We start from the raw sequence: 26,243 nt of genomic DNA, 5'->3' as shown, positions 1-26,243 counted from the left end.
CTGACGATGCTACCCGGGGCGATGCCGCGAAACCGGCAGGCGCGGCCTCAGCGCGCTCCGCCGCCGGCGGCGTGACCCTCGCGCTGTCGCGCCCTCGCGTCGCGCAGGCGACGGAGCCGCTTGACGAGCATCGGATCGTGCGCCTGGGCGTCGGCGGTGTCGATGAGGCGCCCGAGCAGCTGGTAGTACCGCGCGGGAGACAGGTCGAGCTCCGCGCGGATCGCCTCCTCCTTCGCGCCGGCGTGACGTCGCCACTCGTTCTCGAAGGCGAGGATGGCGCGGTCGCGGTCGGAGAGGGGCACGCCTTCACGCTAGCCGCGCGACCACCCATCCCCCGTGCGCCACTCCACGAAAGCACCGAGGGGATCGACGGCCGCCACGGGCTCCCCGTCGAGCCCGAGGACGAACCCGCGCCAGGTCCGCGGGTCGACCGGTGGATGCCACGTCCCGTGAAGACCAGGGGGGTCGATCGAGATCCACACCGCGTCCAGCTCATCCAGCGCGTTGAGCAGCCGCTCGCGCGCGTCCCGTGGCATGTGCGGCAGCACGCCGGGGGTCGTGACGACGAGGGTCGCATCGAGCGGCGCCGAAGCGCACGCCGCCGCGAGCACGCCCGGTTCCGAGGCGTCGGCGGCGATGATGCGCGGCTGGGCGGAGGCCGCGACATCCAATGCGGCACGGATGCGATCCGCCCGTCCGAGCTCGCCCGGCCACACGAGCGACGTGAGGAACCTCCGATCGGCCGGATCGGCCGGGTCGAGCGGCGCGAGGTCGATCCCGGCGCGCCACACGATGTGCGGCATCCGCAGCGGCGGCTCCCCCGCCACCTCGCACTCCAGCACGACGGGAGACGGGCCGGCCGGGGGGTCGAGGGCGACGCCGTGGGAGAAACGGTACGAGTACCGGTCCGGGAGCAGGCACAGGCCGGCGCTGGCGCCGATCTCGAGCAGCGCGACGGGACCCTCGACGGTCGAAAGGGCGGGCAGCAGTGCCGCGCAGCGCTGCGGCTCGTTGGTCTGCAGACGGCGGGCGGATGCCTCGGCCACCACCGCGTCGGCATGCGTGATCACCCAGCGGGCCCACTCCGGGTAGGGCGCCTCGGGCGCTCCCAGCATCCGTGTCACCGCGAAGACGAGCGGCGGCTGACGGCGGGTCTCGGGAATGCGCGCGAGGATCGCGGCGAGCGCCTCATCGTGTGCGACGCCCGCCGCCCACTCCTCGTACAGGTCGCTCCGACCCGGAGCCTCGACGCGCGCGAAGCGCGCGTAGCGCTCGGCGACCGCGACCGCGCCCGCGTCGACGGCCCGGCCGGACGGCGGGGAGAGGTCGTCGGGTTCCACCGCTTCATTCTCGCGTCCCGGCGCGCTCCCCACGGTCCGCGGGCCCCGCGACTGGGGTTGAATGGAGATATGACCTACGCCGTTGACAAGAGCGACGCCCAGTGGCGGACCGAGCTCACACCCCAGCAGTACGCCGTCCTGCGCGAGGCCGGCACCGAGCGTGCGTGGACCGGTGAGCTCCTCGACGAGAGCCGGGCCGGCCTGTACACGTGCGCAGCCTGCGGAGCCGAGCTGTTCAAGAGCGGCACGAAGTTCGACTCCCACTGCGGCTGGCCGAGCTTCTACGAGTCGATCCGTCCCGAGGCCGTGGAGCTCATCGAGGACCGCAGCCACGGGATGGTGCGCACCGAAGTGCGATGCGCGACGTGCGGATCGCACCTCGGCCACGTCTTCCCCGACGGCTTCGGCACGCCCACCGGCGACCGCTACTGCATGAACTCGATCTCGCTGAACTTCACCCCCGAGCCCTCGTGAGCGCAGAACCGTCCGCCGTCGGCGGCGCCGAGCACCCCGACCCGGTCGCGGCGGGCCCGGCGCTCGAGGCGGTCCGCGCGCGGCGCTCATGGTCGAAGGTCACCGACGACGCGCCCACGCACGCCGAGCTGCTGACGCTCGTGTCGGCGGCCGGCCGCGTCGCGGACCACTCCTCCCTGCGTCCGTGGCGGCTCATCGAACTGCGCGGCGGTGACCGCGAGGTGCTCGGCCGCGCGATCAACAAGGCCCAGGGCGAGAAGGGTGCATCGTCCAAGCCCCTGCGCGCACCGCTGCTGATCGCGGTCGTCGCCAGCTACCGCAAGAGCGGGAAGGTGCCGCGGTGGGAGCAGGAGGCGGTCGCCTCCGGTGTTGCTCACATCCTCAGCCTCCTGCTGGACGAGGCCGGGTGGGGCGTGATCTGGCGCACGGGCGAGTACACGCGCTCGAAGGCCGTCGCCAAGGCGCACGGTCTCGGCAAGAACGAGGAGCTTCTCGGCTGGCTCTACGTCGGCGGGAAGCCTCCCCGCACGCGGCTCGGGCGTCGCAAGGGTGTGGAGGCGCGCAAAATCGTGTCGCGCATGCCGAAGCCGGCCAAGGGCTGACGCGGAGGCGGCCGAGGGTCAGCGCCGCCCGAGCGAGCGCCACGGGAACACGGCGACCACGACGGAGGCGAGCGCCACGCCCACCATGGCGATCTCCTGGGCGATGCCCGGACTCGCCGGCGCGGGCCACAGCGCGTCGAGGGCGACCGAACTGAGCAGCTGCCCGACCACTGCGCCGAGACCGAGCAGGAGCACGCCCGTGTCCCGCACGATCGCGGCCGACAGGAAGATGTAGACCACACCCAGCGGCCCTCCCAGATACAGCCACCACTCCGGCGGCAGCGCCCGCGGGGGCCCGACCACGGACACATGGACGGCGGCTGCGATCGCGAGGAGCGCGGTTCCGCCGAGGAAGTTGACGAAGGTCGCCGTCAGGGGTGTTCCCACCCGTTGGCGGAGCCGCCCGTTCGTGGCCTGCTGCCACGCGATCGCGATCCCCGCGAGGAAGGGCAGCACCAGCATCCACACCGGCACCTCCGCGATCGAGTCGCCCACGAGGGCGAGCCCCACCGCGGCGAGCGCGAGCGCGCCTCCGAGGAGGCGGGGGACGGTGACGGCGACCACGCCCGCCGGCCCGAATCCGATGCGGTCGAGGAGGAGGCCGTTCACCGTCTGCCCGGCGACGACGCCGACGGTGTAGAGCGAGACCCCGATCAACCCGACGGCCAGGCCCTGCGTGGCGACCGTGAGGGCTCCGGCGGCGCCGCCCGCCAGCATCCACCACGGGATGCCACCGGTGCGCACACCTGTGACCAGGCGCGCGAAGCCGGCGCGACCGGCGGGCAGGACAGCCGAGAGCACGACGAGGATGAGCAGGCCCGATCCGAAGGAGACGACCGCCGCAACGAAGCCGTCGTCGAGGCGGATGCCGAGCTGCCCGTTGACGCGCGCCTGGAGCGCGGTCATCACCCCGATCGTGACGGCGAGACCGAGCGCCAGCCACCCGGGGAGGCGCCGGGGCGCAGTCGACGAGGCCATCGAGCCGGCTACGGGACTTGAACCCGTAACCCCCTAATTACAAGTTAGGTGCGCTACCAATTGCGCCAAGCCGGCAGAGAGGACCAGTCTAGCGGCGGCGGTCGTCACGACCTCACGGGGTGGGTGTCGGGCTCGGCGTCTCGTCGTAGTAGGCGTCGCTCGCGACGGTGAGCACGAACTGCGCGAACTCCTTGGGGTCGTCCATCGCGCCCACGTACTGGACGCCGTTCACAAGCACCATGGGGGTGCCGGTGAGCGAGAGCCCGTCGGTGTCCGGAAGGCCGTCCAGGGCGCGCTCCGTCGCCGTCTTGGCCCACGACGCGTAGTCCTGGTCCTCGATGCACGCGCGCACGACCTTGGCTCCCTCGGCTCCCGAGGCGATCGCCATGTCGGCCAGCTCTCCGTCGGTGTAGCCGTCCTCGTCGATCGCGGGCTGCTGGGCGAGAAGGGCGTTGTTGAAGGCGAAGAAGTGCTCGGGCGAGTGCTCGGCGACGCAGGCGGCCGCGCTCGCGGCGCGCAGGGAGTACTTGGTGCCGTTGGACTTCGAGGTGAGCATCGCGACGGGGAAGTAGCTGAGGGTCGCCGCATCCTCGGTGACCCACTTCGACAGCTGCTGCGCATTGGCGACCTGGAAGTCTCGCGAACCGGTCGAGAGGTAGTCGACGTAGACCCGGATGTCGACGACGGGCTGCTCCGTCGGCGACGTCGTCGGCTCGGGGGTCTTCTCGGTCGTGGGCTCGGGTGTCGGGGTCTCCCCTTCGACCACGCCCGCACCACCGGCGTCGGCGCCGGTCTGGGCGACGCCGGTGACATCGTTCACGACGAAACCGTCGTCGATGACGTTCGCCGGGCTCAGGACAGGCTTGGACGCGGCCGACGAGACCGCCCACGTGACGACGGCGCCGACGACGACGACGACCGCCAGAACCGCGGTCGCGATGACGGCCGCCCGGATGGCCCGTGCGCGCGACTGGCGCGCCTGCACCTGCAGGGCCTTCTCGCGCACTGCATCGCGCCGCTCGCTGGCGGTGCCGGCGTTCGTGGGATCGTCGCTCGACATGGAACCTCTCGGGACGGAGACGGGGGCCGGTGACCGGCGGAAGCCGTCGGGGAATCGGCCGCTGACGATGCTAGCCAGACAGCCTGGGAAATGCCCAGACGGGGGCTCGATGCGAGCCGTGTCATACTGGTCGTGCGCCCGATGGCGGGCGCGCGGGTCAAGCCCCCGCTCATTCCATCACTACGGATCGTCCGGCACGTACCTGCCGGTGAAGGAGAAGAGAACATGGCGTCCGTCACCTTTGACAACGCAACCCGTCTGTACCCCGGGGGCACGCGCCCCGCTGTGGACAAGCTCGACCTCGAGATCGCCGACGGCGAGTTCCTGGTTCTCGTCGGCCCGTCGGGCTGCGGCAAGTCCACGTCCCTGCGCATGCTGGCCGGCCTCGAAGAGGTCAACTCCGGCCGCATCCTCATCGGCGACCGCGACGTCACCGATGTGCCGCCGAAGGACCGCGACATCGCGATGGTGTTCCAGAACTACGCCCTCTACCCGCACATGACCGTCGCGGAGAACATGGGCTTCGCGCTGAAGATCGCCGGCGTGGGCAAGGAGGAGCGCGCTGCTCGCGTCCTCGAGGCCGCCAAGCTCCTCGACCTCGAGCAGTACCTCACGCGCAAGCCGAAGGCGCTCTCGGGCGGTCAGCGTCAGCGTGTCGCCATGGGCCGCGCGATCGTCCGCCAGCCCCAGGTGTTCCTCATGGACGAGCCGCTGTCGAACCTCGACGCGAAGCTGCGCGTGCAGACCCGCACCCAGATCGCCTCGCTGCAGCGCCGCCTCGGCGTCACGACGGTCTACGTCACCCACGACCAGACCGAGGCCCTCACGATGGGCGACCGCATCGCGGTGCTCAAGGACGGTCTGCTCCAGCAGGTGGGCACGCCGCGCGACCTGTACGAGAAGCCCAACAACGTCTTCGTCGCCGGCTTCATCGGCTCCCCCGCCATGAACCTCTTCCCGGCAGCGCTCGCCGAAGGCGGCGTCATGTTCGGGTCCGAGGTCGTCCCGCTCGACCGCGACACCGTCGGCCGTGCGCACGGCTCCGAGGTCACGGTCGGTGTCCGTCCCGAGGACATCACCGTCGGCCCCGCCGACGGCAAGGGCCTCTCGGTGGTCGTCGACCTCGTCGAGGAGCTCGGCGCCGACGGCTACCTCTACGGCCACACCGACATCAACGGCAAGCGCACCGACATCGTCGCGCGCGTCGACGGACGCAGCCACCCGCACGCCGGTGAGACCGTCGCGCTGGCCGCCAACCCGGGTCACGTGCACGCGTTCGACATCGAGACGGGCGAGCGCCTCAACGACAAGGCCATCGCCTCGGCGTGACGCGATTTCCGTCGCAACGGCGCGGGTGGGACGATATCCCCCCGCGCCGTTGCGCATTCTCCAGGGGGTGATCGTGCCGGACTCCTTGAGCATCACGGCCAGCAGCGTCGACCCGGGGCTGCTCGCCCTGCCGTGGTCGACCACGCTCGCCGACTGGCCGTCGAAGGACATCGTCTATCTGCCCAAGGGCATCTCACGCCATCTCGTGCGCTTCGCGAACCTGTCGGGCCGCGTCGTGGCGATCAAGGAGACCACCGAGCAGATGGCCCGTCGCGAGTACGACATGCTCGGCAACCTCGCCCGCCTCGACGTCCCGTGCGTCCAGCGCGTCGCTGTCATCGCCGGGAGGACGGATGCCGCGGGCGACCCGCTGCCCGCGGCACTGGTCACCGCCCACCTCAAGTTCTCCCTCCCCTACCGCGCGCTGTTCACGCAGGTGCTGCGCCCCGACACGGCGACCCGACTCGTGGACGCCCTCGCGGCGCTCCTGGTGAACCTGCACAACGTCGGCTTCTTCTGGGGGGACGTGTCGCTGTCCAACACGCTCTTCCGTCGCGACGCGGGAGCGTTCGCGGCGTACCTCGTCGACGCCGAGACCGGCGAACTGCACGAGAGCGGCCTCACCCCCGGTCAACGCGCCCACGACCTGGACGTCGCACGCACGAACATCGCGGGCGAGATCATGGACCTCGAAGCCGGCGGACGCCTCGAGGGCGGGGTCGATGCGATCGCGATCGCGGACGGCATCGTGTCGTCCTACCACTCGCTGTGGGCGGCGCTCACCGACCGGGAGACGTTCGGCGCAGACGAGGTGTGGCGCATCACCGAGCGCGTCCAGCGCCTGAACGACCTGGGGTTCGACATCGGGGAGATGTCGATCAAGACCACCGAGGACGGCACGCGGGTGTCGATCCAGCCGAAGGTCGTCGATGCGGGCCACCACACGCGACGCCTCATCCGTCTCACCGGGCTGGACGTGGAGGAGAACCAGGCCCGTCGCCTTCTCAACGACCTCGACGAATTCCGCGCGCGCGTCTCACGACTGGGCTCCGACGAGGAGATGGTGGCCCACGAGTGGCTCACCCGGGTGTTCGAGCCCGTTGTGAAGGCGATCCCGTGGGATCTGCGCGCCAAGCTCGAGCCGGCGGAGGTGTTCCACCAGGTGCTCGAGCACCGCTGGTACATGTCGCAGGCGCGCGGCCGATCCGTCCCGCTCGCGGAGGTGCTCACGAGCTACATCGACGAGGTGCTGCGGCATCGCCGGGACGAGGCCACCCTGATGGGTCCCCCGACCGAGACGGTGTCGCTGCCGGTGATCACCTCGAGCATGCCCGTCGTCGACGACGAGGATGAGGAGATCGACTGGCGCGACCTCGTGTGAGCCGGCGTCAGACGAGCATCGCGAGGGGGTTCTCGATCCGGCGCGTGAACGCGGCGAGCCACTCCGCGGCGAGGGCGCCGTCGAGCACCCGGTGGTCCGCCGACAGGGTCACGGTCATCACCGTCGCGACCGTCAGCGCGCCGTCCTCCTCGACGACCGGCCGCGGCGCGGCCGCACCGACCGCGAGGATGCCGGAGTGGGGGGGATTGATGATCGCCGAGAACTCCTTCGTGCCGTACATGCCGAGGTTCGAGACCGAGAAGGAGCCCCCCTCGAGCTCGTGCTGCTTGAGGGCGCCCTCGCGTGCTCGGGTGGCCAGGGCCCGGACCGTCTCGCTCAGCTCTCCCAGCGGCAGGCGCTCGACGCCCCGCACGACGGGCGTGAGGAGCCCGCCCGGGACCGCGACGGCCACGGCGACGTCGACGCTCGAGAATCGGCGGGTCGCGGCATCCATCCAGATCGCGTTCGCATCGGGGACGTCCTGCATCGCTGCGCCCACCGCCTTGAGGACGAAGTCGTTGACGGAGACGCGGCGGGCGGGGTCGGAGTTGATCCGCTCGCGGAGCGCGAGGAGTTCGTCGACGCGGCAGTCCGCCGTGAGGAAGAAGTGCGGCACCGTCGTCGTGCTCTCGGTGAGCCTGCGGGCGATCGCGCGCCGCATCCCGGTGTGCGGCACGTCGACGTGCGCGGCGGGCTCGGAGGCGGCCGGCGCCGGCGCTGGAGCCGGCGCGGCCTTCGCCCCGGCGTCGGCGGAGAGCTTCTCCAGATCGCTGCGGACGATCCTGCCGTTGGGCCCCGTCCCCACGATGGTCTCGAGATCGAGCCCGCGCTCTTTCGCGAGGCGCCGCACGAGGGGGCTGGCGAAGAGGCGGCGGGGCTCCGGGGTCGACGCAGCGGCGGGCTCGGACGGCGCCGTGGCAGACGGGGCTGCCGGTGCGGATGCCGGAGGCGCGATGTCCTTGGCGGTGGATGTCGGCGCAGGCGGGGAGGGCGGAGCCGACGGCTCCTGCCGGGCCGGTTCGGAAGCGGCGGAGGGCAGCTGAGCTCCCGCCTCCGCGAGGGCCTCCTCCGCGCTCTGCCCCGGAGCGGCCAGCACGGCGATGGGCGCGCCGACCGCGGCCGCCTCGCCCTCGCCGACGAGGATCCCCGCGAGCGTGCCGGCCTCTTCGGCCTCGTACTCGACGACCGCCTTCTCGGTCTCGATCTCGACGATCGCCTCTCCCGCCGACACCTCCGCTCCCACGTCGACGAGCCAGGACTGGATGGCAGCCTCCGCGGCGCCCGCCGCGAGCGCGGGCATGCGCACCACGGCGGCCATCAGCGGTCCCCCCATCCGGCGCGGATCCGTTCGAGACCGGCGACCACTTCTTCGGTGCGGGCGATCGCGGCGCGCTCGAGCACCCGCGAGATGCTCGGGCTCGCCGTTGCGCCGGTCACGCGCTCGATCGGCTGGTCGAGCCAGTCGAAGTGCCGTCGCTGCAGTTCGTCGGCGAGCCAGCCCCCGTAGGACGGACCGCGTGCACCCTGTTCCACGATCAGCACGCGATTGGTCTTGCGGATGCTGGCGCCGACGGTCTCCCAGTCCAGAGAGGCTCGGTCCAGCCACCGGAGGTCGATGACCTCGGCGTCGATCCCGGTCTGCTCGACGGCCTCGAGCGCGTGCCCGACCATCGACAGGTAGGTGAGGACGGTGACGTCCGCGCCCTCGCGCTTCACCGAGGCGGTGCCCGGCGGGATGACGTAGTCGAGATCACCCTCGGGCACGCGGTCGGCGACGCCGTAGAGGTCGACGTGCTCGATCACGAGCACCGGGTCCTCGATCGCCAGGGCGGCGTTCATGAGACCGACGTAGTCGGCCGCCGAGGACGGCGCGACGATGCGCCAACCCGCCTGGGTCGCGAAGATGCCGGCGGGATCCATGAGGTGCTGCGACCCGTAGCCCGATCCCATCGCGACCTTCGTGCGCAGCACGAGCGGGACGGTGTTGTTGTCGCCGAACATGTGCCGGGCCTTGCCGATCTGGTTGAAGACCTGATCGGCGGCGACCCACATGAAATCGGGGTACATGAACTCGACGACCGGACGGAACCGGCCGTCCAGCGCGACCCCGCCCGCCAGACCGAAGAAGCCGTTCTCGCTGATGGGGGTTCCGATCACGCGGTCGGGTCCGTACTTCTTCGCGAGTCCCTTGGTCGCGCCGTTCGTCCCGCCGTTCAGCCGGTGCACGTCCTCGCCCAGCACGATGATGCGGGGATCGGTCTCCATGCGGCGGTCCATCGTCTCGGCGACGGCGTCGACGAACTTCACGGCGCGCCACCCCGTGTCGCCCGGCTCACCGGGGAGGCCTTCGAGTTCGGACGCATCGCCGCGGATGCCGTGGTCGACGGTGGCGGGATCGGGCCACAGCGCCGGCCGGATCCGGCGCGTGCCCGCGCTGTCGGGGTCGTCCTCGGTGACCGAGGCGACCGCGTCGGCCATCGCCGACACGGCTTGACCGCGAACGGCCTCGATCTCGTCGGGCGAGAGCAACCCCAGCTTGGTGAGCTCGGTCGCCATCCGCTCCAGCGGATCGCGCGCGCGCCAGCTCTGCTCCTCGTCCTTGGTCCGGTAGCCGAACGCACTTCCGGGATACGGGCCGTTCTGGTGGAAGAAGCGGTAGACCTCCGCCTCGACGATGGTCGCCCCCTCGCCGCCGCGCATACGGTCGAGCGCTTCGCGCGTCGCGAGATGCACGGCGAGCGGGTCCATTCCGTCCACGCGCCATCCGGGAACGCCGAACCCCTGCCCGCGCACGGAGAACCGCGGATCGGCGGAGACCTCGTCCGCGCGGGTCGACACGGCGTAGAGGTTGTTCTCGACGAAGAACATGAGCGGCAGCTTCCACGTCGCCGCGAGGTTCATCGTCTCGAGCACCGAGCCGATCTGGCTGGCGCCGTCGCCGAAGTAGTTGATCGAGACGTCCGTCGTGCCCGAGTGGGCCTGCGCCCACGCGTTACCGGCGGCCACCGGCGCCCCGCCGCCGACGATGGCGTTGGTGCCCAGCGCGCCCGCCTCCAGCCATTGCAGGTGCATCGATCCCCCGCGCCCTCCGGAGAAGCCGGGCGCGAGGCCGAGGATCTCGGCGAGCGTGCGCTCGAGGAGTGCCTGAAGGGGCGGAGTGACGAGGTCCGCGGGATCGAGTCTGCCGTCCGCGACGTGCTCGATCGTCTTGGCGAGGAACTGGTGGTGGCCGCGGTGCGATCCGTTGACGGCATCCGTCGAGCGCAGCCCGTGGATCGATCCGACCGCGCCGCCCTCCTGTCCGATGCTCGAGTGCGCCGGGCCGTGCACGAGGCCTTGGGCGGCGAGATCGAGGACGGCCTCCTCGAACGCGCGGATGAGGTGCAGTTCGCCGAGCATCGTCATGAGCATGGAAGGGTCGGCCGCCTTCCAGTCGGCTGCCGTCGTCGTGAGCTCGACCCACGGGGTCCCGGTCTCGAGCCGGCGGCGCTTCGGCATGTTCGTCTCCATCGATGCTCATGCTCCGCGAAGTGCGGATTCCACCACCATACCGCCGATTGCATCCAATCTCAATCCTTTGCTCGCTAGAGTTTGCCGCGCTTCTGGTGCGCTCCGGCGTCCGTGGATACAATCAGGCAGGACCTCAAAGACGAAAGGCCTCGCGATGGCTCTTCCCGGAGTGCGTGGAATCGACCACATCGGGTTCACGGTGCCCGATCTCGAGCAGGCGGAGAGGTTCCTGGTCGACATCCTCGGCGCGGTCCCCGTCTATGTCCTGGGAGCGAAGCGAGCGGACGACGACTGGATGTCCGTACAGCTCGGCGTCCATCCGCGCACGGTGATCGAGGAGATCCGCTTCTACCGGCTCGGCAACGGAACGAACCTCGAGGTGTTCGCCTACGACAGCGCTGATGGGCAGGCGCCGCAGCCGCGCAACAGCGACATCGGCGGGCACCACCTCGCGCTGTATGTCGACGACCTCGATGCTGCGGCAGACTATCTGCGGAGTGCGGGCGTCGAGGTCATGGGCGAGCCCGTCGCGAGCGCGGGAGCGTCGGCCGGCCAGCGCTGGCTGTACTTCCGCTCCCCCTGGGGGATGCAGTTCGAGCTCGTGAGCTTCCCCCATGGCAAGGCCTACGAAGCGGGAGCGCCCACACTGCTGTGGCACCCCGCGCGACCGGGAGAGTGACATGAGCGCAGCCGCGACCAGTGCCGCCGACGCCGCGCGCACGCGTGACGGCGACGCGGGCGTGCGCATCGCGGACGGCATCCGCACGGGGATCGTCACCGGCCGATTCCCCCCGGGGACGCGCATCCGGCAGGAGGATCTCGCCGCGCAGTACGGAGCCAGCCGGGTCCCCGTCCGGGAGGCGATCCGTCAGCTCGAGTACGAGGGCCTCGTGACCGTCGTGGCGAACGCGGGCGCGTGGGTGTCACGCCTCACCCTCGCCGAGTGCGAGGAGATCTACCTCATGCGGGAACGGCTCGAGCCGCTGCTGCTCCGCTTCAGCGCGCCGCACCTGACGCCCGACCAGCTGGAGTCCCTCGCGGTGCTCGCCCAGCGGATCAGCGTCGTCGGCGCCGACACCGACGCCTTCCTCGCGCTGGACGCGGAGTTCCACCTCGCCAGTTACGAGGGCGCGCGGACCTCGCAGCTCGGCGACCTGGTCCGGCGGCTCTGGAACAGCACCGCCCCCTATCGCCGCGCCTACGTCGCCTCATGGGAACCCGAGTCCCGCCGCATCGCCCACGAGGAGCACCACCTGATGGTGGCCGCTCTCCGCGACGAGGACGTCGAGGAGGCCGAGCGCATCCTGGCCGGACACATCCGGCGCACGCGCCGCCAGCTCGCGCGTTCCCCGGAGATCTTCGAGGCCTGACCGTCCGTCAGGTGAGGCGCCAGCCCCGATCGACGTAGATGCTCGTCCCCGAGACGCCCTGGTTGCGCAGCAGGAACTGCGTGGCATCCACGATGTCGGCCATCGTCGCCAGCTCGCCACCGGGGGTGCGGCCCTTGTAGCCGTCGAGGACGCCTTCGGGCTTGGACGCCCAGAACGGGCTGTCGCCGATGATCCCGGGGTGAATGGCGTTGACGCGGACGGGAGCGAGCTCGAGCGCGAGGGTGCGGACGAGTCCCTCCACTCCCCCGTTGATCGTCGACACGGTCGTGGACCCCGGGTACGGGGCATCCTTCGCCCGTCCGCCGAAGAGCACGATCCCCGTCGCGCGCGACGGATCGAGGCGATCGAGAAGTGCGTGCACGACCTCCGTGTATCCGACGAGCTTCAGCGTCACCAGGCGCCGTGCGCGGGCGATGTCGTAGTCGCGGACGGTGTTGGCGTCCCGCTCGATCGCCGCAAGCACCAGACCGTGCACCCGCCCGACCGACGAGAGCCGCCCGGCGATCGCCTCCGGCTCGGAGATGTCCAGTGCGACCGCGCTCGCCCGGTCGCCGATCGAGGCCGCGACCTCGTCGGCGCGTTCCTGATCGCGTCCGGTGATGATGACGCGGTCTCCCCGCGCGACGATGTCCTTCGCCAGCTCCAGCCCGATGCCGGACGTGGCGCCGACGACGACGATGGTGCGTTCGCTCATTGGTCCTCCCTGGGTGGGGTGTAGAGGCCCCGGCGCATCACCTCGGCGGCGGCGCCCCAGTCGAGGCGCTCGAGCTCCGGGTCGGCCAGGGCGGTCTCGTAGACGCGCCGGAGCGCGGGCGCGGTCGGCAGGGATGTCTCCGTCTCGGCGGCGACCTCCTCGGCCAGCCGCAGGTCCTTGAAGCCGAGGCTCATCACGAATCCGGGCGGCGAGTAGGACTGGTCGACGATCTCGGCGCCGTAGCCTCGGTAGACGACGCCGTCGAACAGCGTGCTGGTGAGCAGCTCGTGGAAGAGCGCCGGGTCGACGCCCTGCCGCTCGGTCATCGCGATCGACTCTCCGAGCGCCTGGATCGCGTGGATGATGTTGTAGTTCACGGCGACCTTGACGGCGTTCGCCGTGCGGGGTCGCTCGCCGAGGCGCCAGACGCGGGCACCGAGCGTTTCGAGGACCGGCAGCACCGCCTCTACCGCGGTGCGCGGGCCGGCGGCGAGGATGTTCAGCCCACCCGCTGCAGCCACGGTCGGTCGCCCGAGCACCGGAGCGGCCACATACTCCACACCGGCGGAGGTGAACAGCGCCGCCAGCCGGTCGGCGGCGGCGGGGCTGATGGAGGCGGTGTTGATGTGGATGCCGCGTGCCTGAGCGACCGCGGAGGCGTCGAGTACGCCCTCCGCCGCCTCGTCGTCGGCGAGCATCGATATCGACAGACCCGTCGCGAGCGCCTCGCCGGGGGTGGCGACGAGCGTCGCACCGGCGTCGACGAGCGCCGTCGCCGCACCGGGCGAACGGTTCCAGACGCGCAGGTCGTGACCGGCATCGACCAGCCGGCGCGCCATCGCCGACCCCATCGTGCCGAGGCCGACGAATCCGATGAGCGCCATCAGGCCTCCCCGCGTCCCCACGTCGTGTTGAGGTGGGACTGGCTGTCGCGCTGGAGGTTCAGCGGACCGTCGACGGTGTAATAGCGCTTGCCCGCCACGATGAGCTCCTCGGCGGGGAACTTGGTGATCACCTCGCAGCCGTCGGCGGTCACCACGACCTCCTCCTCGATGCGTGCGGCGCCCCAGCCGTCCGCGGACGGCCAGTACGTCTCGAGCGCGAAGACCATGCCCTCCTGCAGCACTTCGGGATGATCCAGCGACACCAGGCGCGAGAAGATCGGCTTCTCCCAGATCGACAGGCCGACACCGTGACCGTACTGGAGGGCGAAGGCCGCCTCCTCGTCCGGGAATCCGAACTCCTGCGCCGTCGGCCACACCTTCACGATGTCGGCCGTCGTCGCACCGGGGCGCACGAGGGCGATCGCTCGGTCCATGTACTCGCGGGCGCGCGTGTACGCGTCGCGCTGAGCCATGCTCGCCGAGCCCACGGCGAAGGTGCGGTAGTAGCAGGTCCGGTACCCGTTGAACGAGTGGAGGATGTCGAAGAAGGCCGGGTCGCCCGGACGGATCAGGCGATCGCTGAAGACATGCGGGTGCGGCGAGCAGCGCTCCCCGGAGATCGCGTTGACCCCTTCGACGTACTCCGAGCCCAGGTCGTAGAGCGTCTTGGCGACGACCCCGACCGCCTCGTTCTCGCGCACGCCGGGGCGCAGGAAGCGGTACAGCTCCTCGTACGCGGCATCCACCATCGACGCCGCCTGCGTGAGGAGGCGGATCTCGTCGCCGGTCTTGATGCGGCGGGCCTCCATGAACAGCTGCTGGCCGTCGAGGACGCGGATGCCCTCCTTCTGGAGCGCGAAGAGGATCGGCAGTTCGATGACGTCCACCCCGAGAGGCTCGTTCGCGACGCCGAATTTCTCGAGCTCGCGCTTGATCTTCCGCGCCACGCCCTCGGCGATCTCGGCATCCGGCGTGAAGGCGCCGCGCAACGTCGAGATGCCCGCGCGCGCACCCGACTCCAGGCGCGGCCGCGGGGCGTTCTCGTGCGGTGCGTTGGGATCGGCATCCATCTCCGCCGTGGTGACGTCCAGCCACGGGTTGTACAGAGCGTGGTGCTTGGCCGCCGATCCGAAGTCCCACGAGATCGGGTCGCTGTTGCGCGTCAGGAGACTGAAGCGGATCAGCTTGTCCATCGCCCACGTGCCGATGTGGGTAGCGGTCATGTAGCGGATGTTGGAGAAGTCGAAGGCGAGGACCGCGCCGAGCTCCGAACGGTCCAGCTCGGCCTTCAGCCTCGCCAGGCGCTCCCTGCGCAGTCGGTCGAAGTCGACCCGCGCCTCCCAGTCGACCGCGTTGGATCCCGTCGTCCCGGTGTTCTTCATGGCTGTCCTCTCTTGGATGCGTCCCGCGGGCGGAGCGGCGATCGGTCCCTCGTCGCGGCGGTCATCAGCCCGACCTCAGCGACGTCAGCTTGGCGCGATCGTTCCGCACGATCGCGATGACCATCGGCACGATGGCGGCGAAGAGCACGAAGGCGCCCTGGATCCAGAACTGCCACGACAGGCCCACGCCCAGGAACGACAGCGCGCTCGTCACGGTCTGCAGGAGGATCCCCGCGGCAGCGACGGCGAGGGCCGATCCGGACCCGCCGAAGATGCTCGCCCCGGCGATCACCACGGCCGTCACGGATGTGAGGGTGAGGGCCTGCGCCGCGTTGGCGTCGCCGATCCCCGAGCGCGAGTAGACCACGAGCCCGGCGAGCGCCGCGAGCGTTCCGGCGGCGATCGCGGCCCACAGGCGCGTGCGGGGCACGCGCACGCCCATTCGATTCGCCTTCACGGCGTCCGATCCCGCGGCGCGCAGTCCGCGGCCCGGTCCCGTGCGCTGGATCACGAACCACATCGCGATCGCGACGCCGACGGCGATCGCGAGCACGACGGGGACACCGGCGATGGCCAGACCGAGGGTCGTGAGGAGCTCACCGCCGGCCGAGCCTCCGGGATATGGGCGCAGCACCTGTGCGATGCCCAGCACGGCGATCGAGGACACGAGGGTCGCGATCACCGGGGGCAGGCCCAGTCTGGTGACGAGCAGACCGTTCACGAGTCCCACCAGTGCGCCGGCGGCGAGCGCGAGCACCGCGCCGACGGCGAAGAGGCCGATCCCCTGCTGCCCGAAGAAGGACACGATGACGGCCGACAGCGCGACGACGGATCCGATGCTCAAGTCGATGCCGCCGGTGATGACGACGACGAGCTGCGCGAGGCCGACGAGGATGAGGACCGCGGCGGCTGCCAGGAGCTGGCTGATGCTGAGCGGACTCAGGAACGCGGACGACACGAACGACGCCACGATCGAGAGCGCGACGGCGAGGCCGAGCAGGACGGCCGCCTGCCCTTCTCCGGCCAGGAGCCCGCGGCCGCTGCGCCGCCGGCCGGTCTTCGCGACCGCCACGTTCGCCGTCTCCGATGAAAGGACCGCAGCCCCGGTGATGGCTCGCTCGTCCACCTCGTCGCCCGTGAGGCTCGCCTGCACGCGGCCACGGGAGAAGACGACGACGCGGTCGCACAGCCCCTCGAGCTCCACCGCGTCCGTGGAGAGGACGACCACGGCGACGCCGGCGTCGGCCATCGCGCGGAGGAACGCGTAGATCTCGACGCGCGCCCCCGCGTCCACTCCCTGGGTGGGATCCTCGACGAGGAGAACGCGCGGATCGCCGAGGCGTCCCCGAGCGAGCAGCACCTTCTGCTGACTTCCCCCCGAGAGGGCACTCACGGGCACCTCCAGGTGCGGCGCCTTCACGGCGAGTCCCTCGATGCCCTGGCGGGTCAATGCGTACTCGCGACGTCGATGGACGAATCCGAAGGGCATCGCGATCTTCAGCGAGGGTGCGACGGTGTTCTCGCGGATGGACATCTTGCCGAACATCGCCTCGCCGATCCGGTCACCGGGCAGGAAGGCGATCCCCGCCGCAGCGGCCGACCGCAGCGACGCGATCGACACCTGCTCTCCCCCGACGAACACCTTGCCGCCGGTGGCGCCGCTGCCGGCGATGCCGCGGAGCACGGCGCGCTGCCCGTTCCCCTCGACCCCGGCGAGGCCGATGATCTGGCCGGGATGCACGGCGAAGGAGACGCGGTCGTAGCCCGGCCCGCTGAGTTCCACGACCTCGAGCGCCGGGACGGCGTCGACCGCGGGTGCGGGGGCCTTCGCGGGGAAGGTGGTCTCGAGCGAGCGTCCGATGATGAGCTTGACGATCTGGTCGGCGGTGAAGTCCGCGACCCGGCCCCGCCCCACGACCTTCCCGTCGCGGAGGACGCTCAGGTCGTCCGCGATCTCGATGACCTCGGGGATGCGGTGGGTGATGTAGATCACGGCCACGCCCTCGGCGACGAGCGCCGTGACGCGTTCGAACAGCCAGGCCGTCTCCTCCGGGCCGAGGGCCTCGGTGGGCTCGTCCAGCACGAGGACGGAGGGCTCGGATGCGAGTGCCGCGGCGATCTCGACGAGGTGCGCCTCGCGCAGCGAGAGCGACGACACGGCCGCTGCGGGATCGATCGACAGCGACAGACTCGAGAAGAGGCGGGTCAGCCATCCGTGCGCCGCGCGCCGGGTGGGTCGCTTCGATTCCGGGAGGAGCAGCATCATGGCGTCGACGACGCTGAGCGACGGCGCCAGAGCGGGAGTCTGGTAGACGATCGCGAGCCCCGCCTCCCTCGCCTCCCTCGGCTGGATCCGCTCGTACGTGCGGCCCGCGAGGCCGATGGCTCCGGCATCCGGAACCACCGACCCCGCTGCGATCCCCACGAGTGTCGACTTCCCCGCGCCGTTCTCACCGAGGACGGCGTGCACCCTTCCGGCCGCGACATCCACCGTCACACCGTCGAGAGCCTTGACTCCCGGGTAGGTCTTGGTGATGTCGGTGAGCGTGAGGGCGGAGGCGACCGCCGTGGGGATCTGGTTCATCAGCCGAACAGCTCCTGGATCTCGTCCGCCGTCAGCAGTGTCGACGGCGTGGCGTCGGACGGCGCGTCGGGAAGGCAGGCCTCCTCGGGGCTGATGGCGCCGGGGGTGGTGCCGGTCGAGTCCTCGTACAGCGCCAGTTCGTACAGGGACGGCTCGCCGTTGGAGCCGCCCTGGAAGGCAGCGACGGCCTTGCGCAGGGCGACGCGGCCGATCCACGTGCGAGACGAGACCGTCGAGAGCTCGTAGCCCGGGTTCGCCTCCTTCAGCTCCGCGAAGCCGCAGCTGAGCGAGTTGTCATCGGTCGTCGTGATGATGGGGAGCGTCTCTCCCGCAGCCTCGTACGCCCGGATGACGCCCGACGCCGATGCACCGTAGTCTGCGATCACGGCGTCGATCGGCGTGCCCTGAGCCAGGACACCCGCCATGGCCTGCTGGGCCTGCGCCGGGTCCCAGTTGGTCGTGATCGGCTCGTCGTTGACGAGCGTGATCTGCGGGTTCGCGTCGAACACCTCCTTGGCGCCTTCGAACTCCTGCGACGACACGAGCGCACCGGCGGGACCCCCGAAGAAGACGACGTTGCCGCCCTCCTCGCCGAGCTGATCGACGACCCACTGCGCCTTGGAGGCACCCACGAACTGCGGGATCTGGTCGGTGTAGTCGAGGTAGTCCACTCCGGCCTCGCCCTGCGGGTCCGACGCGAAGTTGATGACGATCGAACCGGCCTCGGTGGCTTGGCGGATGGCGGGCAGGTGCGCCTCTCCGGGACCGGCGTCCGGAATGACGAGGATGATGTCGGTGCCCTTCGCGGCGAGGCTCGTGATGCCCGACGTCGTGGCCTCGAGATCACCGCGGCCGGCGACGAACTCCACGCTCGTGATGGCCGGGCACTTCGCCGCCTCGCTCTCGATCTCCGCGAGCACCGTCTTGGACCAGGTGTTCGTGCCGTAGCCGTCGACGACGCCCACGGTCATCTCCTCGGCATCGTCGGCGCACACCTCCGACATCTCGATGAACTGGTCGACCGTTCCGACGCTCAGCGCGGCGATGTCGGCCTCGAGGTTGTTCGGCGCGCCGTCGGCGCCCTCGGTCTGCTCGCCTCCCGTGCTGTTCGTGGACGAACAGCCGGCGAGGATCAGGGCGCTCAGTGCGAGCGCAGCCAGCGCGCCCCGCCTGATGGTTGCTGTGGTATTCATGGATGGAACTCCCCTTCGAGTTGGGTGATGGGTGAGAGACCGCACGATCACTCGGGTGTGGGGGTGGCAGCCCCCGATCGACGACGCATCATGGAACGGATGCGCGACGTGCTCCCGCCCAGCTGCAGCTGCGCGACGATACCGACGCCGATGATCAGCGCCTGGACGATGTTCTGGACGGCTGTCGCCTGGGTGAAGGTCTGCACCAGCTGGCTGAGCTGCGCGAGGAAGAGGGCGCCCAGCGCCGTTCCGACGATGCTCCCGCGACCACCCGTGAGCGCTGTGCCGCCGAGGACGACCGCGGCGATCGAGGGAAGCAGGTAGTCGTCTCCCGCGGTGAGCGTGGGGGTTCGCAGCAGACCGGCCAGCAGCACCCCGCCCATGGCGGCCAGCGCGGTCGACAGCGCGTACGCGGCGACGGTGTAGCCCCGCGTTCCGATGCCGACGTTGGCCGCGCTGCGCGGATTCTCACCCACCAGCTCGAACCGGCGCCCGACCCGGGTCCACTTCACGACGACGTGGGCGAACACCACCAGTCCGACGGCGAAGAAGACGAGGACGGGTATCCCGCCCACCCGGCTCAGGGCGAACTGGCTGAGGGCCTGCGGGCTCTGTCCCGCGAAGCCGCCGGAGAGGGCCTGGACGGTTCCGATCATGAGGGCGTTGGTCGCGATGGTGACGACCAGGGGCGGGAGGCCGAAGAACGCCACGACGAGGCCGCTCACGAGCCCGAACACGGCGGTCCCCACGATCGCCACGACGATCGCCACCGGCAGCCCGAGGGCGTCATCACCGCCGAAGCGCGCCACGATGAGCGCCCCCAGCGTGACGGCGCCCGGGATCGAGAGGTCCAGTCCGCCCTGCTGGATCACGAGCGTCTGGCCGATCGCGACGATCGCCATGAGCGCCGCGAACGGGAGCATCGACACGATGGCGGTCGGCCCGACGCTCCCCGGTGCGATCAGCGGGCTGACGACGAACAGCGCGGCGACCGCGATGAGCGCCCGCGTCCCCGGCCACGACAGGACCATCGCCGGCAGCGGAGCGTGGTCGTTCGGGACCCGACGCACCTCCGTGGATGCGGCGGTCATGACGATGCCAGCTCCGGGTGCCACGACCCGTCGAGACGGGCCTCGGGCATCTCGCCGAGAAGATACTCACGGGAGGCCAGCGCGTCCGCCTTCAGCCGATCCAGATCGACGCCGATGAGCTGCCCATCCTCCTTGACCCGCACGCCCTGGACGAACACGTCGCGGACCAGCCCGGGGTGCGCGGAGTACACGAGGCTGCCGATGGGGTTGTTCAGGGGCGTGAGGGCGAGCGACCGGTCGTCGAGCACCACGATGTCCGCGGCCTTCCCGACCTCGAGCGAACCGGTCCGGTCCGCGAGGCCCGCGGCGTGCGCGCCGTCGATGGTGGCGAAGCGCACGACCTCGGCGCAGGTGAGGCTGATCCGTTCGAGGACCTCCCCCGTCTCGACCGACGGTGCGTTGTCCAGCGCGCGCTGCATTCCGATCGCGGTGCGCATGGTGGCGAACATGTCCCCGCCGTTCGAGCTGCACACGTCGATCGAGAAGGTGGGCCGGATGCCGGCGCGCAGCAGTCGTCCGGTGGCGGGGAATCCGTGACCCATCTGCATCTCGACGTCGGGCGCGACGGATGCCGTTCCCCCGCTGTCCGCGATGAGCTTCAGCTCGTCGTCGCCGAGGGTGCAGCAGTGGACGTACGTCGTGCGGTCCGACAGCAGACCGTCCTCGGCCAGCTTGCGGATCGGGCCGGACTTGCCCCAGTATCCGTCGCCGACGTGGACGGTCACCCGTAGATCCAGGTCCCGCGCGAGCTCGAAGTCCGCCCGGTTGACCTCGGGGGTCGTGAACTGCGGACCGCGCAGTGCCAGCGCCATCGTGACGAGACCGTCGTCGCTCGCGAAGTGCTCGTCCCGTACTCGGCGCGCGTCGTCGGGGTGCACGACGGCGGACGGGAGCGATCCCCACTGCGCCGCGCCGCCCCCGTGGGCGAAGACGGCGCGCATGCCGGTGTCCTTGAGCGCCTTCACGGCGGCGTCCGCGTGCTGCGGTGTGGCGAGATTGTGCGACCAGTCCACGAGCGTGGTGATCCCGGAGTCGAGAGCCTCGAGGGCCCCGAGGTAGTTCCCGGTATACGTGTCCTCGGGACGGAAGTGCTTGCTCAGGCCCGTGTGCAGGCCGGCGAGGTACTCCGTCAGCGACCAGTCGGAGGCGAGGTTGCGGACGATCGACTGCCATGTGTGCCGGTGCGTGTCGACGAACCCCGGGTGGACGATTCGACCGGTGACGTCGACGACCTCGGCGCCGGCGGCGTCGATCCCGACACCGATCTGCTCGATCGTCCCGTCTGCTCCGATGAGGATGTCGGTGTTCTCCAGGACTTCACCCGGCGTAGCCGCCGTGATGACGGTTCCGCCGCGGAGGAGGGTGCGAGTGCCGCCCATATCGTCGTGACTCCCTTGTCAGCCGGGCTCGCGTCCTGCGGGCCTTCGATCGTGTCGATCCTAGAAAGCGTGACTGCACGCCGTCAAGTATTTGTTATCACTTTGCGACCCTTGTCCAGTCACGCTGCAGAGCACCAGACGGACCTAAGCCCGCTCACGGTAGAGGGGGATGTCGATGGGGGGCTGAGGGATGAAGCCCCCGTGGCGACGCATCTCGCCGTAGAGCCGATCGTGCGACTCCTCCAGCCGGCGTACGGCAGCGGACGGGTCGACATGGGTCAGCACGCCGCGCCGCTTCACGACCCGGCCGTCGACGAGCACGGTGTCCACACAGCCGGCGTTGGCCTGCGAGATGACCGCTCCCGTCGGATCCGCACGGTTCCAGCCCGCCTGGCTCACGCCCCGCATGTCCACGAGCACGATGTCGGCCCGCTTTCCGGGCGTCAGCGAGCCGACCAGGTGGTCGATGCCGGCGGCTCGCGCACCGTTGATGGTCGCCCAGCGCAGGGCATCGCGTGTCGTCCACGACATCACCTGCGGCGCGAGCCACCGGGCGTACCCGGGCTCGTCGGCGCGGTAGCGCGAGGCTTGAAGGACGAGTCTGCTGTGCGAGATCATGTCGCCGCTGTTGCCGCTGACGCAGTCGATGCCCAGGCTCGGACCCGGCGTGTGGCGTGTCGTCTCACTGATCGCGGGGTATCCCATCCCCATCTGCATCTCCGTCTCCGCGCAGACCGAGACGGTGACCCCCGTTCCCTCGAGCATCGCCCACTCGTCCGCGGTGTTGAAGGTGCAGTGGACGAGCAGGAGATCGTCCGCGAGCAGACCGTGCCGATGCATGACCTCGACATCCTTGAAGAGCTGGCGCACCATCACCTGGTTCGCGTGGATCGTTATCCGCGCGCCGAGGTCGCGTGCGAGCCGGAACTCGCGCACGACGTCATCGATCGGCGCGATCGCGAGCTCCTGCGGGGCGATGCCGAACCGGAGCAGCTGATCGTCGCTCGCGAAGTACTCGCTGCGGATCTCCTCCGCCAGCTGGGCGCGCGTCTCGAGGTCGGAGGGATCTCCCCCGCTCGAGCCGCCTCGCGACTGGCTCCACGTATTGGTCAGGATCGGCGTCAGCCCGTGCGCATACAGTGCGCGCACGCCCGCGTCGCGCAGCCCTCCGACGGCGGCGTGGGCGCACTCGGGGTCGAGGATGTTGTGGCAGTAGTCGACCAGCGTCGTCACGCCGCTGTTGAGTGCGTCGAGCGCGCCGACGTAGTTGCCCGCGTACATGTCGTCGGCGGTGTACCGCGGGGCCATCTGCAGGCGGATCCCGCGCAGGTAGTCCGGGATGTTGCCGTCGGCCAGGATGCCGCGCAGCGCGGTCTGCCATGTGTGGCGGTGCGTGTCCACCATGCCGGGTATCGCGATCATCCCCCGGCCGTCGATCACCTCGTCGGCGTCCACCACGAGGCCCGGTTCGATGCGTGAGATGACTCCGTCGTCGACGAGGATGTCGGTGTCGTCCAGGTCGCCGATCTCGTCGTCCACCGTGGCGGCGGCTACGCCGCGGATCAGGGTTCGCATCTCGCTCCTTCGCGTCGGACTGCGTCCGCGAGCACCACTTTGTTGCCCTCTACTGAACAGGACTGTACAGTCAAGACGCTTGTGTACAGCGGAAACGCACGCTGATCAACCCTTGAGTCGAGGAGGACCCATGGTGGACACGCAACCGAGGATCGCGATCCTGGGCTCCGGAGCGCAGGGCGCCGGCATCGGGGAGGATCTCGTCCGGGCGGGGCTGGACGTCACCTTCATCGAGCAGTGGCCCGCCCACGTCGAGGCCATGAAGGCCCGCGGCATCGAGGTCCGCCTGCCCGCGGAGACACGTGTGACGCCGGTCACCGCCATGCACCTGTGCGAGGTGGCGACCCTTCGGCAGCCCTTCGACATGGTCTTCGTCGTCGTCAAGGCCTACGACACCCGGTGGGCGTGCGAGCTCATCAAGCCCTACCTCGCCGACGACGGGCTCGTCGTCGGACTCCAGAACGGCATGACCCAGGACGACATCGCCGCCGCCGTCGGGCCGCACCGGACCATGGGCGCCGTGATCGAGATCGCTTCCAACATGTACGAGCCGGGGATCGTGAACCGGCAGACCCCGGCCAGCGGCTCGTGGTTCGCCGTCGGCGCGTACGACGACTCTGCTCGCGGCCGCGAGGGGGAGGTTCAGCGCGTCCTCTCCCACACCGGCACCGTCGCCGTGTCGGATGACATCCGGTCGTCGAAGTGGATGAAGCTCGTCGCCAACGCGGGCGAGCTCGTCCCGTCCGCAATCCTCGATGTCGCCCTCGCGGATGCCGTGGCGATGCCCGGTGTGCACGACTTCATGGTCGAGTGCGGCAAGGAGGCGGCGCGCGCAGCCGTCGCCGACGGCTGCGCGCTCGTCCCGATCTTCGGCCTGCTCGACGCGAAGGTCGACGACCCCGACCAGTACGCGGCGGACCTGCTCGGCAAGGTTCTCGAGAGCTACTCCCTGCCGGACACCAAGACGACGGTTCTTCAGGACTGGATCAAGGGCCGCCACTCCGAGTACGCCGAGGTGAACGGCCTGGTCGTGGACGTCCTCCGGCGCGCCGGGGCCGCTGCACCCGTCAACGCGCACGTCGTGCGTCTCGCGCAGGAGATCGAGGCAGGGCGGCTCGAGCGCAGTCCACGCAACCGGGAGATGCTCCTCGATGTCGCCGTCCCCGCATAGCAGATCCTCTGGGTGGACACGGCTGTACAGGCGAGGCGTACACGATGAACGGTGCCAGAACGGTAGCCTGAACCTCCACGGGTCGGGATCGAGCTCATGAGGCTGCCCGATCCCCCCACGAGAGGAGCTGCCGTGGTCGCTGAGGACATCGGTGGGCGACTGCGCATGGCCCGCCTGCAGAAGGGTCTCAGCCTGCGGAGCGTGGCGAGCGCACTCGGGGTCTCGGCATCCCTCATCTCTCAGGTCGAGACCGGCAAGACCCAGCCGTCCGTCTCGACGCTCTACGCGATGGTGACGTACCTGGGCATCTCGATCGACGAGCTCCTCGGCGTCACCGCGGCTGCCGCGCCAGCGGCGGAGTCCGCACCGTCCGCGGCGCCGTCGGTCACCACCGGCCGAGCCGCCGTGCAGCGTGCCGAGGACAATCCCGTGCTCGAGATGGAGAACGGGGTGCGCTGGGAGCGCCTGGCCGCCGGCGAAGGTCCGGCCGATGCTCTGCTCGTCACTTACGAGCCCGGAGCGACCAGCTCGGTCGAGGGAAAGCTCATGCGGCACGCCGGCGTCGAGTACGCCTATCTGCTCGAGGGCCAGCTGACCGTCCAGATCGACTTCGACACCTACACCCTGCGCCCCGGCGACAGCCTGCACTTCGACTCGGTTCGTCCGCACCTGTATCTGAATCGCAGCGACCGGATCGCCCGCGGGATCTGGTTCGTGGTCGGTCGTCGCGAGCAGAACCAGTCGATGCCGCCCGCGTCCGGCGTCGGCCAGGCACCGCCGACGTCGATCGGCTCCGCCGTCGACGTGCTTCGCGCCATGGACGACCTGGACTGATCAGGCCGTGTGCACCGCGGGGCGATCTTCGTCGATCCACGGGTCGATGAGCGTCTTCACCTGACGGCTCCTCCCCGCGAGCATCGGCTCGAGCGCATCGGCCACCACGCCCGACAGCGGGATGACCTCGGAGGCGATGTCGGTCCAATCCGCGCGAGCGCCGAGGAGTTCCACCGCGCGGGGCAGGTCGGCGGCGAAGGCGTGTGCGACCGTCCCGATGATGGTGTACTCGCGCAGGGTCCAACTGCCGAGGGGAACATCCACGTCGCCGCGCTGGATGCCGACCGGCACGATCGTCGCACCGGGCTGCGCGGCGGAGAGAACCTCCGCGAGTCCCGCAGAGGAGCCGCTCACCTCGAAGAGGACGTCGGCTTCCCAGCCGAGCTCGTCGAGCCGGTCGGACAGCGACACATTCCCCGCCGTCCCCGTCGCCGCAGCCCCCAGACGGGTGGCGAGCGCGAGGCGCTCCGGGCTGCGGTCGACGGCCAGGACTCGCGCCCCGGTGGCGACGGCGGCATGGACGAGGAACGCCCCGATGCCTCCGACACCGACGATGACGGCATCCTGCCCCGCTCTGAGGCCGCTGCGGGAGACGGCGTGCACGGCGATCGACATCGGCTGGGCGAGGCCGAGCGTGTCCAGCGGCAGACCGCTGTCGGACACGTCGAGGAGGATGCTCTCGGGGACGACGACGTGACCGGCCAGGCCGCCGTCGACCTGCAGCCCCGCCGTCCGGTAGGAGCGGCAGAGGTTCGTCCGACCCGTGCGGCAGGGCTTGCACCGCCCGCACGAGATCCCCGCGCCGCAGACGACCGTCGCCCCGACGGGAAGGCCGACGCCCTCGCCCACGGCCTCGACGACGCCCGCGAACTCGTGGCCGAGTGTCACAGGGAGCACGGTCAGCACCGGTCCGCGGGAGTACTCCGTCGCGTCCGAGCCGCAGACCCCGCACACGCCGACGCGGACCAGAACTTCGCCCGGACCGGGCGAACGGACCACTCGATCCTCGATGCGCAGATCGCCGGCGGCGTGCAGAACGGCCGCCTTCGTCGTGGTCACAGGGCGACCCCGTCCGGCACGGTCAGCTGCGACGCCTGCCGGTCGGCGACCATCGCCGTGAGATGGTCGGAGTACACCCGTGCGTGGGACGGCGCGTCGAGGTAGGCGGACAGGCCAGCTTCGTCGTCGACGAGGGCGACGACGGCGAAATCGGCCGGACTCGGGCGCAGTCTCAGGTTGGCGCCGCAGCGGTAGCCGCGGATCTCCGGGATGCCGCGCGCCATCTCCTCGAGCGCCGCGACCAGACGGGCGACATCGTCGTCGGTGACGCCCGGCTGCCAGCGGAAGAGGGCGACGTGGAGGATCATCGGGCCCTCCCGCCCCGTCGCTGC

General features: G+C 70.5%; 24 protein-coding genes and 1 tRNA gene. 8 read left to right on the top strand and 17 right to left on the bottom strand.

All coding sequences use genetic code 11. The annotated features are described in order from the left end of the window. Positions 1-47 precede the first annotated feature (47 nt). On the bottom strand, positions 48-302 hold the full coding sequence (locus ACFQ0P_RS11150) for a DUF3263 domain-containing protein (RefSeq protein ID WP_204978773.1): 255 nt from the start codon (positions 300-302) through the stop codon (positions 48-50). Between the two features lie 9 nt (positions 303-311). Beyond that, a complete protein-coding gene (locus ACFQ0P_RS11145; RefSeq protein WP_204978772.1) occupies positions 312-1,340 on the bottom strand; it encodes a DUF2332 domain-containing protein in 1,029 nt (342 codons plus the stop codon). 69 nt (positions 1,341-1,409) lie between these two features. Between ACFQ0P_RS11145 and msrB the strand changes: the two genes are divergently transcribed. Then, on the top strand, positions 1,410-1,814 hold the full coding sequence (msrB, locus tag ACFQ0P_RS11140; protein ID WP_204978771.1) for a peptide-methionine (R)-S-oxide reductase MsrB: 405 nt from the start codon (positions 1,410-1,412) through the stop codon (positions 1,812-1,814). After that, entirely contained in the window at positions 1,811-2,416 is a 606-nt protein-coding gene (locus ACFQ0P_RS11135; protein WP_378772165.1) for a nitroreductase family protein, read from the top strand. Before msrB ends, ACFQ0P_RS11135 begins: the two co-directional genes overlap by 4 nt. 18 nt (positions 2,417-2,434) lie before the next feature. Here ACFQ0P_RS11135 and ACFQ0P_RS11130 read toward each other — a convergent pair whose 3' ends face one another. The 3 genes from ACFQ0P_RS11130 to ACFQ0P_RS11120 form a co-directional block, all read right to left on the bottom strand. Continuing rightward, positions 2,435-3,394: a DMT family transporter gene (locus ACFQ0P_RS11130; protein ID WP_204978769.1), complete on the bottom strand. Its 960-nt coding sequence runs from the start codon at positions 3,392-3,394 to the stop codon at positions 2,435-2,437. Positions 3,395-3,396: 2 nt separating this feature from the next. After that, positions 3,397-3,469: transfer RNA gene (locus ACFQ0P_RS11125), tRNA-Thr, on the bottom strand. 37 nt (positions 3,470-3,506) lie between these two features. Beyond that, positions 3,507-4,454 (bottom strand): DsbA family protein, encoded by a 948-nt coding sequence (locus ACFQ0P_RS11120; protein WP_204978768.1) that lies wholly within the window; start codon positions 4,452-4,454, stop codon positions 3,507-3,509. A 225-nt stretch (positions 4,455-4,679) separates the two neighbouring features. On the opposite strand from ACFQ0P_RS11120, the gene ACFQ0P_RS11115 reads away from it, so the two are divergent. Next, positions 4,680-5,783: an ABC transporter ATP-binding protein gene (locus ACFQ0P_RS11115; RefSeq protein ID WP_204978767.1), complete on the top strand. Its 1,104-nt coding sequence runs from the start codon at positions 4,680-4,682 to the stop codon at positions 5,781-5,783. Between the two features lie 73 nt (positions 5,784-5,856). Beyond that, positions 5,857-7,164, top strand: coding sequence for a DUF4032 domain-containing protein (locus ACFQ0P_RS11110; protein ID WP_204978766.1), 1,308 nt, complete (start codon positions 5,857-5,859; stop codon positions 7,162-7,164). A 7-nt stretch (positions 7,165-7,171) separates the two neighbouring features. Here ACFQ0P_RS11110 and ACFQ0P_RS11105 read toward each other — a convergent pair whose 3' ends face one another. Continuing rightward, positions 7,172-8,497 (bottom strand): 2-oxo acid dehydrogenase subunit E2, encoded by a 1,326-nt coding sequence (locus ACFQ0P_RS11105; RefSeq protein ID WP_378772162.1) that lies wholly within the window; start codon positions 8,495-8,497, stop codon positions 7,172-7,174. Then, positions 8,482-10,662, bottom strand: coding sequence for an alpha-ketoacid dehydrogenase subunit alpha/beta (locus ACFQ0P_RS11100; protein WP_204978765.1), 2,181 nt, complete (start codon positions 10,660-10,662; stop codon positions 8,482-8,484). The genes ACFQ0P_RS11105 and ACFQ0P_RS11100 overlap by 16 nt, the downstream gene beginning before the upstream one ends. 166 nt (positions 10,663-10,828) lie before the next feature. On the opposite strand from ACFQ0P_RS11100, the gene ACFQ0P_RS11095 reads away from it, so the two are divergent. Beyond that, positions 10,829-11,353 carry a VOC family protein gene (locus ACFQ0P_RS11095; RefSeq protein ID WP_204978764.1) on the top strand — a complete coding sequence of 175 codons (525 nt, stop codon included), beginning with the start codon at positions 10,829-10,831 and terminating at the stop codon, positions 11,351-11,353. A gap of 1 nt (position 11,354) precedes the next feature. Then, positions 11,355-12,044 (top strand): GntR family transcriptional regulator, encoded by a 690-nt coding sequence (locus tag ACFQ0P_RS11090; protein ID WP_204978763.1) that lies wholly within the window; start codon positions 11,355-11,357, stop codon positions 12,042-12,044. Between the two features lie 7 nt (positions 12,045-12,051). Here ACFQ0P_RS11090 and ACFQ0P_RS11085 read toward each other — a convergent pair whose 3' ends face one another. The 8 genes from ACFQ0P_RS11085 to ACFQ0P_RS11050 all read right to left on the bottom strand — a co-directional run bounded on the left by ACFQ0P_RS11085 (position 12,052) and on the right by ACFQ0P_RS11050 (position 22,847). After that, on the bottom strand, positions 12,052-12,759 hold the full coding sequence (locus tag ACFQ0P_RS11085) for an SDR family NAD(P)-dependent oxidoreductase (RefSeq protein WP_204978762.1): 708 nt from the start codon (positions 12,757-12,759) through the stop codon (positions 12,052-12,054). Beyond that, positions 12,756-13,643 (bottom strand): NAD(P)-dependent oxidoreductase, encoded by an 888-nt coding sequence (locus ACFQ0P_RS11080; RefSeq protein ID WP_204978761.1) that lies wholly within the window; start codon positions 13,641-13,643, stop codon positions 12,756-12,758. The genes ACFQ0P_RS11085 and ACFQ0P_RS11080 overlap by 4 nt, the downstream gene beginning before the upstream one ends. Further along, positions 13,643-15,025, bottom strand: a complete 1,383-nt coding sequence (locus ACFQ0P_RS11075; RefSeq protein ID WP_204978760.1) for a M24 family metallopeptidase — start codon at positions 15,023-15,025, stop codon at positions 13,643-13,645. The genes ACFQ0P_RS11080 and ACFQ0P_RS11075 overlap by 1 nt, the downstream gene beginning before the upstream one ends. A 64-nt stretch (positions 15,026-15,089) precedes the next feature. Then, on the bottom strand, positions 15,090-17,609 hold the full coding sequence (locus tag ACFQ0P_RS11070; RefSeq protein ID WP_204978759.1) for an ATP-binding cassette domain-containing protein: 2,520 nt from the start codon (positions 17,607-17,609) through the stop codon (positions 15,090-15,092). Then, positions 17,609-18,802, bottom strand: coding sequence for a substrate-binding domain-containing protein (locus tag ACFQ0P_RS11065; protein ID WP_204978758.1), 1,194 nt, complete (start codon positions 18,800-18,802; stop codon positions 17,609-17,611). Before ACFQ0P_RS11065 ends, ACFQ0P_RS11070 begins: the two co-directional genes overlap by 1 nt. Positions 18,803-18,849: 47 nt before the next feature. Further along, positions 18,850-19,893, bottom strand: a complete 1,044-nt coding sequence (locus ACFQ0P_RS11060) for an ABC transporter permease (protein ID WP_204978757.1) — start codon at positions 19,891-19,893, stop codon at positions 18,850-18,852. Next, positions 19,890-21,272: an amidohydrolase family protein gene (locus tag ACFQ0P_RS11055; protein ID WP_204978756.1), complete on the bottom strand. Its 1,383-nt coding sequence runs from the start codon at positions 21,270-21,272 to the stop codon at positions 19,890-19,892. Before ACFQ0P_RS11055 ends, ACFQ0P_RS11060 begins: the two co-directional genes overlap by 4 nt. Positions 21,273-21,416: 144 nt before the next feature. Then, positions 21,417-22,847 carry an amidohydrolase family protein gene (locus tag ACFQ0P_RS11050; RefSeq protein WP_204978755.1) on the bottom strand — a complete coding sequence of 477 codons (1,431 nt, stop codon included), beginning with the start codon at positions 22,845-22,847 and terminating at the stop codon, positions 21,417-21,419. Positions 22,848-22,977: 130 nt separating this feature from the next. On the opposite strand from ACFQ0P_RS11050, the gene ACFQ0P_RS11045 reads away from it, so the two are divergent. Together ACFQ0P_RS11045 and ACFQ0P_RS11040 are read left to right on the top strand one after the other, a co-directional pair. After that, positions 22,978-24,018, top strand: coding sequence for a ketopantoate reductase family protein (locus tag ACFQ0P_RS11045; RefSeq protein WP_204978754.1), 1,041 nt, complete (start codon positions 22,978-22,980; stop codon positions 24,016-24,018). Between the two features lie 132 nt (positions 24,019-24,150). Next, a complete protein-coding gene (locus ACFQ0P_RS11040) occupies positions 24,151-24,852 on the top strand; it encodes a helix-turn-helix domain-containing protein (protein WP_378772154.1) in 702 nt (233 codons plus the stop codon). Here the strand turns inward: ACFQ0P_RS11040 and ACFQ0P_RS11035 are convergent, their stop codons facing one another. Continuing rightward, positions 24,853-25,911 carry a zinc-dependent alcohol dehydrogenase gene (locus ACFQ0P_RS11035; RefSeq protein WP_204978752.1) on the bottom strand — a complete coding sequence of 353 codons (1,059 nt, stop codon included), beginning with the start codon at positions 25,909-25,911 and terminating at the stop codon, positions 24,853-24,855. Then, complete coding sequence (locus ACFQ0P_RS11030; RefSeq protein WP_204978751.1) at positions 25,908-26,219, bottom strand: Dabb family protein; 312 nt, start codon at positions 26,217-26,219, stop codon at positions 25,908-25,910. Before ACFQ0P_RS11030 ends, ACFQ0P_RS11035 begins: the two co-directional genes overlap by 4 nt. Positions 26,220-26,243 lie beyond the last annotated feature (24 nt).

Origin of the sequence: Microbacterium insulae, assembly GCF_042677065.1 — a bacterium.
Taxonomy (GTDB): domain Bacteria; phylum Actinomycetota; class Actinomycetes; order Actinomycetales; family Microbacteriaceae; genus Microbacterium; species Microbacterium insulae.
The sequence above is the reverse complement of the archived record's forward strand: the minus strand, read 5'-3'. Positions and strand labels throughout refer to the sequence as shown.